12 protein-coding genes are annotated in these 15,325 nt (G+C 33.2%); 9 read left to right on the top strand and 3 right to left on the bottom strand.

What is annotated here, in order from left to right; translation table 11 throughout:
• Positions 1-11: 11 nt before the first annotated feature.
• On the bottom strand, positions 12-1,097 hold the full coding sequence (gene cozEa, locus PYW31_RS09305) for a lipoteichoic acid biosynthesis protein CozEa (RefSeq protein WP_046837376.1): 1,086 nt from the start codon (positions 1,095-1,097) through the stop codon (positions 12-14).
• A gap of 326 nt (positions 1,098-1,423) precedes the next feature.
• Between cozEa and PYW31_RS09300 the strand changes: the two genes are divergently transcribed.
• The 3 genes from PYW31_RS09300 (at position 1,424) to PYW31_RS09290 (ending at position 4,436) form a co-directional block, all read left to right on the top strand.
• Positions 1,424-2,995 carry an alanine/glycine:cation symporter family protein gene (locus PYW31_RS09300; protein ID WP_063410197.1) on the top strand — a complete coding sequence of 524 codons (1,572 nt, stop codon included), beginning with the start codon at positions 1,424-1,426 and terminating at the stop codon, positions 2,993-2,995.
• A gap of 99 nt (positions 2,996-3,094) precedes the next feature.
• Positions 3,095-3,841: an esterase family protein gene (locus PYW31_RS09295; protein ID WP_046838096.1), complete on the top strand. Its 747-nt coding sequence runs from the start codon at positions 3,095-3,097 to the stop codon at positions 3,839-3,841.
• Positions 3,842-3,926: 85 nt separating this feature from the next.
• Positions 3,927-4,436 (top strand): YjcG family protein, encoded by a 510-nt coding sequence (locus PYW31_RS09290; protein ID WP_046838097.1) that lies wholly within the window; start codon positions 3,927-3,929, stop codon positions 4,434-4,436.
• Between the two features lie 138 nt (positions 4,437-4,574).
• On the opposite strand, the gene ltaA is transcribed toward PYW31_RS09290, so the two are convergent.
• Together ltaA and PYW31_RS09280 are read right to left on the bottom strand one after the other, a co-directional pair.
• A complete protein-coding gene (ltaA, locus tag PYW31_RS09285) occupies positions 4,575-5,768 on the bottom strand; it encodes a lipoteichoic acid biosynthesis MFS flippase LtaA (protein WP_046838098.1) in 1,194 nt (397 codons plus the stop codon).
• Positions 5,746-6,921 carry a diglucosyl diacylglycerol synthase gene (locus PYW31_RS09280; RefSeq protein WP_046838099.1) on the bottom strand — a complete coding sequence of 392 codons (1,176 nt, stop codon included), beginning with the start codon at positions 6,919-6,921 and terminating at the stop codon, positions 5,746-5,748. The genes ltaA and PYW31_RS09280 overlap by 23 nt, the downstream gene beginning before the upstream one ends.
• 439 nt (positions 6,922-7,360) lie before the next feature.
• Between PYW31_RS09280 and PYW31_RS09275 the strand changes: the two genes are divergently transcribed.
• The 6 genes from PYW31_RS09275 (at position 7,361) to PYW31_RS09250 (ending at position 15,221) form a co-directional block, all read left to right on the top strand.
• A complete protein-coding gene (locus PYW31_RS09275; protein ID WP_046838116.1) occupies positions 7,361-8,845 on the top strand; it encodes a UDP-N-acetylmuramoyl-L-alanyl-D-glutamate--L-lysine ligase in 1,485 nt (494 codons plus the stop codon).
• Positions 8,835-9,074 (top strand): YueH family protein, encoded by a 240-nt coding sequence (locus PYW31_RS09270; protein ID WP_046838100.1) that lies wholly within the window; start codon positions 8,835-8,837, stop codon positions 9,072-9,074. Before PYW31_RS09275 ends, PYW31_RS09270 begins: the two co-directional genes overlap by 11 nt.
• A 12-nt stretch (positions 9,075-9,086) precedes the next feature.
• The gene (locus tag PYW31_RS09265) at positions 9,087-10,649 is read left to right on the top strand and encodes a peptide chain release factor 3 (RefSeq protein ID WP_046838101.1); all 1,563 of its coding nucleotides are present in this window, start codon (positions 9,087-9,089) and stop codon (positions 10,647-10,649) included.
• Between the two features lie 335 nt (positions 10,650-10,984).
• Positions 10,985-11,785, top strand: coding sequence for a TerC family protein (locus PYW31_RS09260; RefSeq protein ID WP_046838102.1), 801 nt, complete (start codon positions 10,985-10,987; stop codon positions 11,783-11,785).
• 302 nt (positions 11,786-12,087) lie between these two features.
• Positions 12,088-13,845 (top strand): S1C family serine protease, encoded by a 1,758-nt coding sequence (locus tag PYW31_RS09255; RefSeq protein WP_046838103.1) that lies wholly within the window; start codon positions 12,088-12,090, stop codon positions 13,843-13,845.
• A gap of 17 nt (positions 13,846-13,862) precedes the next feature.
• On the top strand, positions 13,863-15,221 hold the full coding sequence (locus PYW31_RS09250; protein ID WP_046838104.1) for a TrkH family potassium uptake protein: 1,359 nt from the start codon (positions 13,863-13,865) through the stop codon (positions 15,219-15,221).
• Positions 15,222-15,325 lie beyond the last annotated feature (104 nt).

Here is a 15,325-nt window from a genome sequence, read left to right as displayed (position 1 = left end):
AAAGCATTGTATTATTCTTTAACATCGCTATTGGCTTTTTCCATAATTTGCTCTCTGTAGCTGAATACATTACCAATAATCGTCTTGATTACTGCATAAAGTGGTACAGCTATAAGAATTAGCCCAAAGCCGCCAATATTACCAGCTGCTAATATCACTACAATAATTGTAAGTGGGTGAATATTTAATGATTTACCCATAACATTTGGTGTAATGACATTACCTTCAAGTTGCTGTGCAATTAAAGTAATGATACATACCCAAATGAATATTGTTGGACTTTGTATGATTGCTATGATGGCAGCAGGTGCGAAAGCCATCCAAGGCCCTAAGAATGGGATCATGTTAGCTACACAGGCAAACATTACAAGCAATAATGTATAGTTTAATCCAATGATGGAATAACCAATATATAAGATAACTCCGAGTATGATACTTACAGTTACTTGTCCTTGAATATATGATTTAACAGTGTGATCCAAGTCCTCTAATAATTCTACTACAAATACCTTTCTATCCCCTTTAAATAATTTTGCAATAAAAGGAATAAAGCGTTCATGATCTTTCAACATGTAAATTAAGAAGAACGGCACCATTATAAGTAAGAACAAAGTAGAGATAATTGAAGTAATGTAACTAAATGAATTCGATAATATATCAGCAGTATTATCACTCATTGACTGTACCATTTTGTTAATGCGGTTCGTTACATCAGGTGGTAATCTTTCCATTTGATCTAATGAGTAATTGATAATATGTTGTACTTCATGTTGTAGTGTAGGAATTTGATTAACTAAATTCTCGATTTGCTCTGCAATCAGTGGACCTACAAAGCCAACAATAATACCTATAATTATAATTAACCCAATAAAGATAATTGTAATACTACCCCAACGTGGTACTTTATTTTTTTCAAGTATCTTTTGAAAAGGTAAACAAATATAGAATAAGAAGCCGCTGAGTAATAAAGGTATTAACACAGATTGTAGAATAATGATGAACGGTGTGAATACACTATGGACCTCCATTATTAATTTGATTAGTAAAAACAGGATGAGTAAGGCAACACCTGTTCTAAACCAAACTTTGTTTAACATCGAATATTTCCTCCTAAAAATTGTCATTTATTGAATTACTTTTCAGTATATATCATATATAGGTAGAACAAAAGGTAAATTTAAAGTTACATATAACGTGTGAAGGGCTGCATGTAACGTCAGAAATTTATAATTTTTAGAAAAAACAAACTGAATATCATAAAACTATTTGTCTATAAAAGTAAATATAGATTATCAATTTAGACGTATAATATATAAAAGTTTAAAAATATAAAATATTAAATGCGTTGCGCGGAATATTATAAGTGTGTATAATGAGTAAAAATATATCATTTTACATAATGGTACAACAAGGGGGATACATTATGTTAGAAAGTTTACTTACTTGGTTTTATGATATTGTTTGGAGCAAGCCTTTGGTCTATGGCTTATTAATTACGGGGATTATTTTTTCATTGATGATGCGTTTGTTCCAAGTTAGACATTTTAAAGAGATGATTCGACTCATGTTTCAAGGAGAGAAATCACCTACAGGTATATCGAGTTTTCAGGCTATTGCCTTATCACTTGCTGGTCGTGTAGGAACAGGGAATATTGTCGGTGTATCAACTGCGATATTTATAGGAGGACCCGGCGCGGTATTTTGGATGTGGGCAACAGCATTTTTAGGCGCAAGTAGTGCATTTATAGAATCTACATTAGGACAAATATATAAAAGAGAAGAAAAAGGGCAGTACCGAGGTGGACCAGCATTTTACATTGAATATGGTATAAAGGGGAAAATGGGTAAGATTTATGGTTTAATATTCGCCGTTGTCACAGTTATTTCAGTCGGTTTGTTATTGCCAGGTGTTCAATCTAATGCCATATCAAGCTCAATGAAAAATGCATTTAGTATTGAACCATGGATTATTGCACTATGTTTAGCTGTATTATTAGCTTTAATTATCTTCGGTGGCGTCAAATGGATTGCTACTGCTGCAACAGCAATTGTGCCATTTATGGCAATTATTTATATATTAATGGCGGTTGTGATTATTTTCTTGAATATTGAACAGGTACCAGCACTATTCGCTTTGATTTTTAAATCAGCATTTGGAATGCAAGCAGCGTTTGGTGGTATATTAGGTGCCATGATAGAAATCGGGGTTAAAAGAGGGCTTTATTCTAATGAAGCTGGACAAGGAACTGGACCACATGCAGCATCTGCTGCAGAGGTATCTCATCCTGCAAAGCAAGGTTTGGTACAATCATTTTCAGTTTATGTAGATACATTATTTATTTGTACAGCGACAGCACTGATTATTTTATTATCAGGAACATATAATGTTACTGACGGGGGAACAGGTTCAGGCGGTAAGCCTAGCATGATTAAAGATAATGGTATATTTGTAGAAATGTCCAATGGTGATAAAGATTACTCAGGGACAGCGATGTATGCACAAGCAGGTATAGATAAAGCATTTCAAGGTGGAAGTTACCATTTTGATCCAGCATTTTCAGGCATTGGATCATATTTTATAGCTATTGCATTATTCTTCTTCGCATTTACGACGATATTAGCGTATTACTATATTGCTGAAACCAATATTACCTATTTAACAAGAAAACGAAAAAATAAAACCACTACTTTTTGGATTAATGTAACTCGAATTGTGTTGATTGCTGCTACAATATATGGTGCAGTAAAAACAGCGGAAATTGCATGGTTGATGGGTGATTTAGGGGTAGGTATGATGGCGTGGTTAAATATCATCGCCATATGGATTTTGCATAAACCAGCCATGCATGCTTTAAAAGATTATGAACAACAGAAGAAACGTTTGGGTTCAGGGAAATATGCTATCTATAAACCGGATCCTAAATCAGTACCGAATGCGGTCTTTTGGTTGAAAGATTACCCTCAACGTTTAAGAGATGAAAAATATAACAAATAGTTAATTGGCACGATATTTATTGAAATATAGCACTGAATATTTTAAAATTATGCGTCTCTTGGTACAATGTCATTAAGACTACTAGGAGGCGCGTTATTTATGTGTGATTTTCATCCAGGTACCATTAATAAAATTAATTTTCCAAGTGAAATATTAGATAGAGATGTAACTTTATCTATTTACTTACCGAAAGACTTCACAAGATTATTTAAATATAAAGTTGTTTTCTGTTTTGACGGTTTAGATTTTTTTAGTTTTGGAAGAATTCATAGGACTTATGAGCGATTGCGTGAAGAAAACAAGGTAGAAAGAGCAATCTTTGTGGGTTTTCATTATGAAGATGTAGATAAGCGTCGTGCAGAATTTCATCCACAAGGTGCAAGAACACATTTAACTGTTAAAGCGATGGCAAATGAGATTTTACCTTATATTGATCGTACGTTTCCAACATTTAAAGTAGGGAACGCACGCGTTGTATTAGGTGATAGTTTGGCAGGAAGCGTAGCGTTGATGACTGCTTTGTCTTATCCAAGGGTGTTCAGTCAAGTCGGCTTGTTAAGCCCACAACATGATGAAGTTATACAGACTTTATTAGAAAGGTGTCAATTTAAAGAACAATTATCGATTTGGCATACTGTAGGCTTAGAGGAAGATGACTTTGAATTACCGACAAATGGTAGGAGAGCGGATTTTCTAACACCAAATCGAGAACTCAAAAATATCATCGAAGCGCATGGTATTTCGCATTACTATTTTGAATTCGATGGAAGTCATAGATGGAAGTCATGGAAAGAATTACTTGATGAGTTATTAATTTATTTTTTATCAGATAATATTTCTTTTTAATAATGTGAACTAAATTTAGTTTAAAGTAACGAATTTTTCGAAAATTTGATATAATGAAGTTATGTTAAACAAAGGAGGAATTTAAATGATTTTAGGATTAGCATTAATTCCGTCAAAAGCATTTCAAGATGAAGTAAATGCATATCGTAAGCGTTATGATAATCACTATGCGACAATTATGCCGCATATTACGATTAAGGGGCAATTTAAAATAAATGATGGTGAGTTGGAATCAGTCAAAGAGGATATTAAATCAAGAATTGAAGGTATCCCGACTGTTGAAGTGCATGCTACTAAAGCATCAAATTTCGCGCCAATCACAAATGTGATTTATTTTAAAGTTGAAAAAACAGAAGCATTAGAAAAACTATTTAACCAATTTAACAGCAATGACTTTTATGGTGTGGCTGATCATCCGTTCGTGCCTCATTTCACAATTGCTCAAGGACTAACAAGCCAAGAATTTGAAGATATATACGGTCAATTAAGACTGGCGGGAATTGATTATAAAGAAACGATTGAGCAACTTTCATTAGTGTATCTTGATGAAGAAGAAGAAAAATGGAAAGTGTTAGATACGTTTAATTTAGCTTAATTATTGCCCGATTCAACCAATTATTATTGTTTACGATAATCACAAGGAATTAAAAAGAGGAGTCCCACACCATTTAAGACAACTGTCTCAAATGATGCGGGACTCCTTGTTTAGTTTTAAATCAAATTCACTTATTGTTTACGAGTTGTGATACTTTTCTTTTTTCATAAAGTATATGCCATAGAATATTGCTAAGAATAAGAATAACAGTGCAGAGAAATAAAATGTATTGTTCACAGATTTAGTGAACTCTGTTATTAGTCCACCAACCAACGGCCCAATCATAGAGCCGAATCCTTGAACGCTATTAAATACACCCCAAGTTTCTTCTTGCGCATCACTATGAATATGACCTGCCATAAATGTGTTCCAAGCAGGTAATAATAAGCCATACATAAGTCCAATGAAGACTGCCAATACCCAAACGATTGCTATGTTAGTAATCAATGATAATGCGAAAATCATTAACGTATAAAGTATAAAACCACCGAAAATAACACTATACATAAAAGTTGTACCATTTTTATCAATGATTTTTGATAAAAATAACATTGATAGGGCGCAACCGATACCACCAAATACGATAGCCATTGTATATTCTACTGTAGAAACGCCAACGACTTTTGTTGCATATGTAGGTAAAATTGGGACCAAAGCTGTTATAGATGCGCCCTGTAATAAAATACCTGGAAATAGCACCATATGACGTTTGGTAACATCAACAATTTGCCCTAATTGTTGTTTAACTGGACGCGTATTGTAATTCGTCAGTCTTATTTTTACAAAATAATATAGTATCCATGCAATAAGTACAACGAGTGACATCATAAATGCGAATTGCGTAGGGTGGAATTTAAAGATAATATTCATGCCAACCATACCAACAAGTAAGCCTAATAACCATGAAAAGTAAACATATCCCATTTGTTTGCCACGGCTTCTCTCATCTACACTTGCAAGCATAATCACCCATATTGGACTTACAGCAATGCCTAATAGTACAGCACTCGTAATTAATACTAGCGGAGAAGTTGGAAACCAAATCACTAAAAATAGACTTCCGAAAGCAAGGAGAAAGCCTAAAGTTAATACAAGTTTGGTACCTAGTCTCTTTAATAAGAAGCCAATCACAAAGTTTGTGGCGGCATCAGCAATAAAATGAATGGAAATTGCGGTAGAAGTAATACCTACCGCAATTGAAGTTGCTGTTGGCAGCAATGATAAATAACTTAATACATACATACCACGAGCAAATTCCATTAAGAATAGGATGACTAACATGATTATGAAATTTTTACTTATAGCATGGTTATTTAACGAAGAGCTTTGCATATAAAGGAACCTTTCCGTAAACATCCTCGTAGTGAGTTGAATGATTTAATAAATCTAATAAGTCTTTACATAATTTATATGTTGAGTAGGGAATGCGAGATGCGTTCATTGATTGTGTCATTGCTGATAATGAATCTAATGAATTTGTTAAAGTCGCTACTTGTTGGATCGCAGCTTCAGGCGTACGAGCAATGTAACCATAACCTTGTTCTTCAAAATAATTTGCATTTTCAAGCTCTTGACCTGGCGCAGGATCTAAGAAAATCATGGGTATTTGTCTCGTCAAAGCCTCTGATATTGTTATACCACCCGGCTTTGTGAGCATTAGTTGACTTGAAGCCATCCACTCGTTCATATTTTTAGTATATCCGAGTATAAGCACGTTATCGTAATGTTTAAATTGTGCAGATAATGAACGTTTTAATTCTTTATTCTTGCCACATATCATTACGACTTGTGAGTGTGGACTATGAGTTAATATGGCTTTAATCATTTGATCAAAGCCTTTAGATACACCAAATGCCCCAGCCGACATTAAAATTGTGGGTTTATCTGGGTTAAGGTGATTTTGACGTAACCACGAAACTTTATCGATTTCTTCCTCGAATTTATCAGCAATAGGAATACCAGTAACTTTTATTTTTTCTTTAGGTATACCGATACTAGCGAATTCTTCTTTTAAATCTTCTGTTGCTAAATAATATCTTTGAGAATGTGGTGTAATCCAGTTTTTTTGTAATTTATAGTCTGTCATCACAGTAGCGATAGGTATATTCATATCAAATTGTTCCGTTAATACAGACATCACTGGTGTAGGAAATGTAAGTAAGATTAAATCTGGTTTTTCCTTTAACAATAAGTTTATTAATTTATTGAGTCCGTAATATTTATAGAAACATTTATCTAATTGGTCAGGGCGACTATAGTAAAATGCTTTGTACATATTTCTAAAGTATTTAAAACTATTAATGTACCATTTTTTACATATAGAAGTCAGAATTGGGTGCGCTTCTAAAAATAAATCATGTTCAATAACTGTTAAATTGTCTAGATTCATTTCGTTAAACTGGTTAACTACACTTTGAGTAACCTGTAGGTGACCATTACCAAAGGAACCAGTAATAATCAGTATTTTTTTATTTTGAGTAACCATTAAAGCCACCCTCCAATAGTATAATTTATCTCATGCTAAGTTTAACGCATTTTTATAGCTTGCGAAAGAAAAAACACAATTATTAAAGATTATATCATTTTACATAACGATATGAAATCATTCATACTGAATCAAAGATTTTGTTCTGTTAAAATAATATTGTTTTATATCTTTACATTACCACGAAATTGCAATAGTACTCCTATTTCAATAGAGTTTCGTAAATATATAAAGAAACTTAATAATGCAATAACACTAAGTTAATATTTCTTATATATATAGAAATAAGTATAAATTTACAAATAATTTTAAACAGTCATAAAAACTTATTTATATAGGAAGACATAATAAATTACCAGATAATAGATTCTATAAAATTAATTGAAAATATGTATAAATGTGTATAATGGAAGTAATGGAAAAAAAGGAGCGATAAATGTTGGATGCAAATGTTTTGTTTGAGAAAATAAGAGTTAAACAAGTAATGGGAACTTTAGATAGAAAGATAAATGATATTACTACAGATTCTCGTACTGCTAAACAAGGGAGCGTGTTTATAGCTTCAAAAGGTTATACAGTAGATAGCCACAAATTCTGTCAGGACGTCGTAGATAAAGGATGCCAAGTGGTCGTAGTTAGCGAGGAACAAACATTAAATGGTGATGTAACGCAAGTTATTGTTCCAGATACGTTACGTGTGGCTAGCTTATTAGCCAATGTGTTATTTGACTATCCGAGCAAACAACTTGTTACTTATGGTGTGACTGGTACCAATGGAAAAACGTCTATCGCGACAATGATACATCACATCTATAGAAAATTAGATAAGTCTAGTGCATATTTAGGTACAAATGGTTTTCAAATTAATGAAAATAAATCCAAGGGTGCGAATACAACACCTGAAACGGTCTCATTGACTAAAAAAATAAATGAAGCGGTAGAAAACAAAGCTGAAGCTATGACATTGGAAGTTTCAAGTCATGGATTATCTTTAGGGCGCTTACGAGGTGTTGATTTTGATGTGGCTATTTTCTCAAATTTAACACAAGATCATTTAGATTTTCACGGTACCATGGAAGCTTATGGACATGCTAAATCATTATTATTCAGCCAACTTGGCGAAGATCTTTCTAAGGAAAAATATGCAGTTTTAAATAATGATGATACTTTTTCAGAGTATTTAGGGGCGGTGACACCGTTTGAAACATTTACTTACGGTATTAATCATAAAGCGCAATTTATGGCAGAACAAATTAATGAATCATTACAAGGTGTGCATTTCAAATTCGTCACACCGTTAGGCAGATTTGAGGTTAAATCACCGTATGTGGGTATGTTTAATGTTTCAAATATTATGGCAGCAATGATAGCTGTTTGGAGTAAAGGCATTGCAATGGAAGATATTATTAAAGCTGTTGAAAATTTGGAACCAGTTGAAGGTAGATTAGAGGTATTAGATCCTTCGCTGCCTATTGATTTAATTATTGATTATGCACATACTGCTGACGGTATGGACAAATTAATTGATGCAGTCAAACCATTTGCCAAACAAAAATTGATATTCTTATGTGGCATGGCTGGTGAACGTGATATGGGTAAAACGCCTGAAATGGGGCGAGTAGCTTGTCGTGCGGATTATGTCATTTTTACGCCAGATAACCCAGCAAATGATGATCCTAAAAAACTTACAGCTGAATTAGCAAAAGGTGCAACACATCATAATTATATTGAATTTGAAGATCGGGCTGAAGGTATTCGTCATGCTATTGATGTCGCTGAGCCAGGAGATACAGTAGTGTTAGCTTCAAAAGGACGCGAACCATACCAAATTATGCCAGGCAATGTCAAAGTACCTCATCGAGATGATTTAATAGGTTTAGAGGCCGCTTATGAAAAATTTGGTGGTGAGCCGAATGAAAATTAGAGATATAAATTTTAATAATGTACGTTCACATGTATATATTTATGAAAATAGTGAGGATGCACTTTATTTAATTGCCATTCCTGAATTAAATTGGTCACTAGAGGTAGATATAACATTAAATGAAGATGATTTAAAGGAAGAAATTGTGATACACTTGTTTACGTTAATTGATGAATCTTCAGCGAACACTATCGCTGAAGATATTATCGAACGGATATTTGAGAATTAAAGGAGATTATCAATGAGTATAAAGGAAGAAGTAAAATCAAGAAAAACCTTTGCAATTATTTCTCATCCTGATGCTGGTAAAACTACATTAACTGAAAAATTATTGTTATTCGGTGGTGCAATCAGAGAAGCAGGTACAGTTAAAGGTAAAAAAAGTGGGAAGTTTGCTACTAGTGACTGGATGAAGGTAGAACAAGAACGTGGTATTTCTGTTACAAGTTCAGTGATGCAGTTTGATTATGATCACTATAAAATAAATATTTTAGACACTCCAGGACATGAAGACTTTTCAGAAGATACGTATAGAACACTTATGGCAGTTGATAGCGCTGTGATGGTTATTGACTGTGCGAAAGGGATTGAACCTCAAACATTAAAACTCTTTAAGGTTTGTAAAATGCGAGGTATTCCAATTTTCACATTCATCAATAAGCTTGACCGTGTAGGTAAAGAACCATTTGAATTATTAGATGAAATCGAATCTACATTAGATATTGAAACATATCCTATGAATTGGCCAGTAGGTATGGGACAAAGCTTCTTTGGTATTATAGATCGTGATTCACGTACCATTGAACCGTTTAGAGATGAAGAAAATATATTACATTTGAATGATGAATATGAATTAGAAGAAGAACATAAAATTACAAACGATAGTGCCTTTGAGCAAGCAATTGAAGAATTTATGTTAGTAGAAGAAGCTGGAGAAACATTTGATAATGACGCCTTATTAAATGGTGAGTTAACACCCGTATTCTTTGGTTCAGCCTTAGCAAACTTTGGTGTGCAAAATTTCTTGAATGCATACGTAGATCATGCTCCAATGCCAAATGCACGCCAAACAAACGAAGATGTAGAAGTAAGTCCATATGATACTGATTTTTCTGGATTTATTTTCAAAATTCAAGCTAATATGGATCCTAAACACCGTGACCGAATTGCGTTTATGCGTGTCGTAAGTGGCGCCTTTGAACGTGGAATGGATGTTACGCTACAACGTACAAATAAAAAGCAAAAAATCACACGATCCACTTCTTTTATGGCTGACGATAAAGAAACTGTAAATCATGCCGTAGCCGGTGACATTATTGGTTTATATGACACAGGAAATTATCAAATAGGTGATACTTTAGTTGGTGGTAACCAAAAATTTAGTTTCCAAGATTTACCACAATTCACACCAGAATTATTTATGAAAGTTTCAGCTAAAAATGTAATGAAACAAAAACATTTCCACAAAGGTATTGAACAATTGGTTCAAGAGGGTGCAATTCAATATTATAAAGCACTTCATACAAATCAAATCATTATCGGCGCTGTTGGCCAGCTACAATTTGAAGTCTTCGAACATCGTTTGAAAAATGAGTATAACGTAGATGTTGTAATGGAACCAGTTGGTCAAAAAATTGCACGTTGGATTGAAAATGAAGATGATATTAAAGATAAGATGAGTACATCTCGTTCAATTTTAGTTAAAGATATTTATGATAATTCTGTATTTTTATTTGAAAACGAATTTGCAACTAGATGGTTTGAAGAAAAGTTCCCAGAAATTAAATTATATAGTTTGTTATAAATCTATAATTTGTGTATAATAACTTTATTAATAGAATACCTATGACTTTGTAGTCAGAGGGGAGTAACTCAACTATTGTTAAATTGATATTTAAAGTACTTAATGCTTAATTGATATCTTTTAACGTAGTCATTTTATCGTCATTACGAAGTTTTACGCTTCCGGTGAAATGGGCAGACGCTATTGTCGAGTGAGACCTTTGCTAAAAGTGAAAATCGAGTAATATATTGTAATTTAGTTTATTTAAATCTAAATCGACAATAAAAGACAAGAGATTACACTTACTTAGCTTAGGTCTCTATTTTTTATGTAAAAAATTAAAGGAGTTGTCCTAGATGGATCCGAGTTTGATATTACCTTATTTATGGGTACTTTTAGTACTTGTATTTTTAGAAGGGTTATTAGCTGCAGATAACGCAGTAGTTATGGCGGTTATGGTTAAACATTTACCACCGGAACAACGTAAAAAAGCTTTATTCTATGGTTTATTAGGTGCATTAATATTTCGTTTTATCTCATTATTCTTAATTAGTATTATCGCGCATTTCTGGTGGATTCAAGCACTCGGTGCACTTTATTTACTGTATATGTCAATTAAGAACTTGATATCCTTCTTTAAATCAAAAGATCAACAAGAACAAGAAATTGGAGATACACATCATTTTGATGAATCAGGAGAAGAAATCAAAGCAAGCCCTAAAGCATTCTGGGGTACAGTGTTAAAAGTTGAATTTGCTGATATTGCCTTTGCAATTGATTCAATGCTAGCAGCACTTGCAATCGCAGTGACTTTACCAGCAGTAGGTATCCATTTCGGTGGGTTAGACTTAGGACAATTTGCCGTAATGTTCATAGGTGGTATGCTAGGTGTTGTTATTATGCGTTTTGCAGCAACATGGTTTGTAGGTTTACTAAATAAATATCCAGGTTTGGAAGGTGCTGCCTTTGCTATCGTAGGCTGGGTGGGTATTAAATTAGTGATTATGGTACTTTCACATCCTGATATTTTAATTTTACCAGAAGAATTCCCACACTCTACGTTATGGCAGTCTATTTTCTGGAGTGTAATGATATTATTAGTAATCATTGGTTGGTTATCATCAATGCGTAATAACAAAAAACATCAAAATAAATAACCATGTTTACTTTATGTGAGTTTTATATGAATGTATAATTCAATGACCCAGAAAACATATTATGTTTTCTGGGTTTCTTGCATTATAAAAGTATATGTATAGAATATTGCATACATTATATGTCAATACTTTACTATGATAAACACGTTTTTTTAGAATCATTAATTATAATTAGAAATTTAAGATAAAAGTGATTATAATCAAAATATATCTACTTTTATAAAACAAAATAACTAAGCAATCTTTATTATGATATGTCATAATAGATGTTGAAGTAACATGTAGTATTAGGGGGAATTATAGTGACTAATAATAAAAAACATGTAATCCCAAAAACGAAATATGGAAGAAAACGACGAGAATATTTTCATAACGAAGAACGGGAACAACGTGTACAACTTGAGCAAAAAGCTGAGGAAGAACGAGCAGAAAAAGCAGAACAGTTAGCAAAAAATAATGAAGAACGTGTAAAAGATAATTTGAGGAAAGCACGTATTGAAAAGCTCACTCAAGAAGAAATTCAACAACAACAAATTTTAGCGATTAGTCGAAAACATAGTCCATCTGATAACGACTTAAATGCTAGCCCATCAGACGAGATGTATAAACTTGACGATAACAAGGAAAATCAAGATGTTCATAGTGAACAGCACAACATAGATAAACAAAATGTAGAACAATCTACTACAGAGCAAAGTAATAACGATATAGAGACAAACAGAAAAGAAACATCACATGTAAACGGTAATGGTATAATTGGTAAAAATGAGCAATATGATCATTTTTATTCAGAAGAAGCACAACAGTCTCGCGTCAAACAATATATTGATGAGGAAAGTGGTAGCAATAGTAAAGAGAAGGTTGAAAATACACAAAAAAATAACAATATTGAAACGCATCATAAACAAAGCAATATTGATAAAATAAGAGAGTTTTTCTTGGAACATTGGGCAAAACTACTTATAGTGATTGGTGTGATATTACTCTTAGTATTAATAAACGCAATATTTAATAACGTAGATCACAATGGTAGTAGTAGAGAAAGCGTATTTAAAGGCCACCAAGACAAAGCTTATACAACAACAATGAAAAGCGCAAACAGTGCCATACATTCAATTGTAACTGTTGATAATAATACAGGTAAGGAAACTTCATCTGCAGATAAAGAGACACAAGAAGCTGGGAAAGAAAATGAATTAGGTTCAGGTGTCGTCTACAAAAAAGTGGGCGGCTCTATTTTTATTATGACGAATGCACATGTCGTCGGTGATAAAAAAGAACAAAAGATTACATATGGTAATGATGATTATTCAATAGGTAAAGTTATAGGTACAGATAAATTCTCTGATATCGCTATCGTCAAAGCGAAGGTGAAATCTGATAGTGATGTTAAACCAATCAAAATGGGTGATTCAAGTACACTTGTACTAGGAGAACCTATTATAGTGATTGGTAATCCGTTGGGTGTTGATTTTAAAGGTAGCGTATCAGAAGGGATCATATCTGGTCTTAACCGTCATGTGCCTGTAGACATAGATAAAGATAATCAATATGATGTACTGATGAGTGCATTCCAGGTGGATGCACCAGTGAACCCTGGTAATTCAGGTGGTGGTGTCATTGATAGAGATGGTAAGTTAGTTGGTATTGCATCATTAAAAATTGATATGGAAAATGTAGAAGGTATGGCATTTGCAATTCCTGTTAATGATGCGCAATCTATAGCAAAGCAACTTGAAGCCAAAGGAGAAGTGAAATATCCTAATACAGGTGTTAAAATAACAAATGTTGCAGAGATAGATGATGCGACACGTCAGGCAATTAGCTTACCGAATGATATTAACAAAGGTATTTTGATTGGTGATGTTAAAGAAAATTCATTAGGTGAAAAATCTGGGTTGCAAAAAAATGATGTCATAGTAGAATTAGATGGTAAAGAAATTGAAGATAATCTGAGATATAGACAAGTTATCTTTAGTCACAAAGATGATTTGCAGACATTACCAGCTAAAATATATAGAGATGGTAAACTTAAGGATATCAAGATTAAATTGAAGTAACGTTGAGGTGATAAGTGTTGTCCATTTTCAATCAATTGTTAAAGAAATCCAGCCCTCAACAAGGTATTGTAATGTATTATCTCGTTGCTATTGTAGTAGCGTTCTTATTACTTAATTTACCATTTGTACATAAATCAGGTGTACATGTTGATCCAGTAGACACGCTATTTGTTGCTGTTTCTGGAGTTAGCGTGACTGGTTTATCACCAGTAAATATTGCAGAAACTTATTCAACGTTTGGCCAAATCATTATTATGATTATTCTAAACATTGGCGGTATTGGTGTAATGGCGATTGGTACAATGCTATGGGTTGTCTTAGGTAAACATATCGGTATGCGTGAACGTCAATTAATCATGCTAGATAATAATAAAGACACAATGAGTGGCACAGTAAAACTTATTTTAGATATTGTACGTACGATTTTAATAATTGAATTTGTAGGTGCAGCGTTACTTGCGTTTTACTTTTATAGAGATACGCCAGATTTACAGTATGCTATAATGCAAGGCATTTTTGTTTCTGTCTCGGCTACGACGAATGGTGGTCTAGATATTACTGGGCAATCATTAATTCCGTATGCAAATGATTATTTTGTACAGACAATTGTAATGTTTTTGATTATTTTAGGATCTATTGGTTTTCCAGTTTTGATTGAACTGAAAGCTTATATTAAAAATCGAATCCCGAATTTTAGATTTTCATTGTTTGCCAAGATTACTACCGTAACTTATTTAGTATTATTTGTATTAGGCGTAGTAATGATTTTATTATTAGAGCATAATCATGCTTTTCAAAATATGACTTGGCATAAGTCATTGTTTTATGCGTTATTCCAATCAGCTACGACAAGAAGTGCAGGTCTGCAAACTATAGATGTTAGTCATTTTGGTGATGGGACGAATGTCATTATGAGTATATTAATGTTTATAGGGTCTTCCCCAAGTTCTGTTGGTGGTGGTATTAGAACGACCACGTTTGCAATATTAATATTATTTTTATTGAATTTTAATAATAATAACGAAAAAATTTCAATCAAAGCATTTAATCGTGAAATTCACGTTACAGATATTCAGCGTTCGTTTGCCGTATTTACGATGGCTTCTATACTTACATTTGCAAGCATGATATGTATACTTGTTGCTGAAAATGGTAAATTATCATTTTTACAAGTTTTCTTTGAAGTCATGTCAGCTTTTGGTACATGTGGCTTATCGTTAGGTATTACTGGAGATCTTAATGATACAACTAAGGTTGTGTTGATGTTGCTGATGTTCATAGGACGTGTAGGTCTTATCAGTTTTATTATCATGATAGGTGGCCGTCGCGAGCCAGACAAGTTTCATTATCCAAAAGAACGTGTGCAAATTGGCTAGTAGTCAGTTGGAAATAAAAAGCAGGGTGTTTCTTGGCGTGATATTGCAAGAAACACCTTGCTTTTTTGTATATTACTATAAAGGTATGGAAATTGTTGAAGATG

The organism is Staphylococcus succinus, from assembly GCF_029024945.1.
Taxonomy (GTDB): Bacteria; Bacillota; Bacilli; order Staphylococcales; family Staphylococcaceae; genus Staphylococcus; species Staphylococcus succinus.
This window is presented reverse-complemented; position numbering and strand designations above follow the sequence as displayed.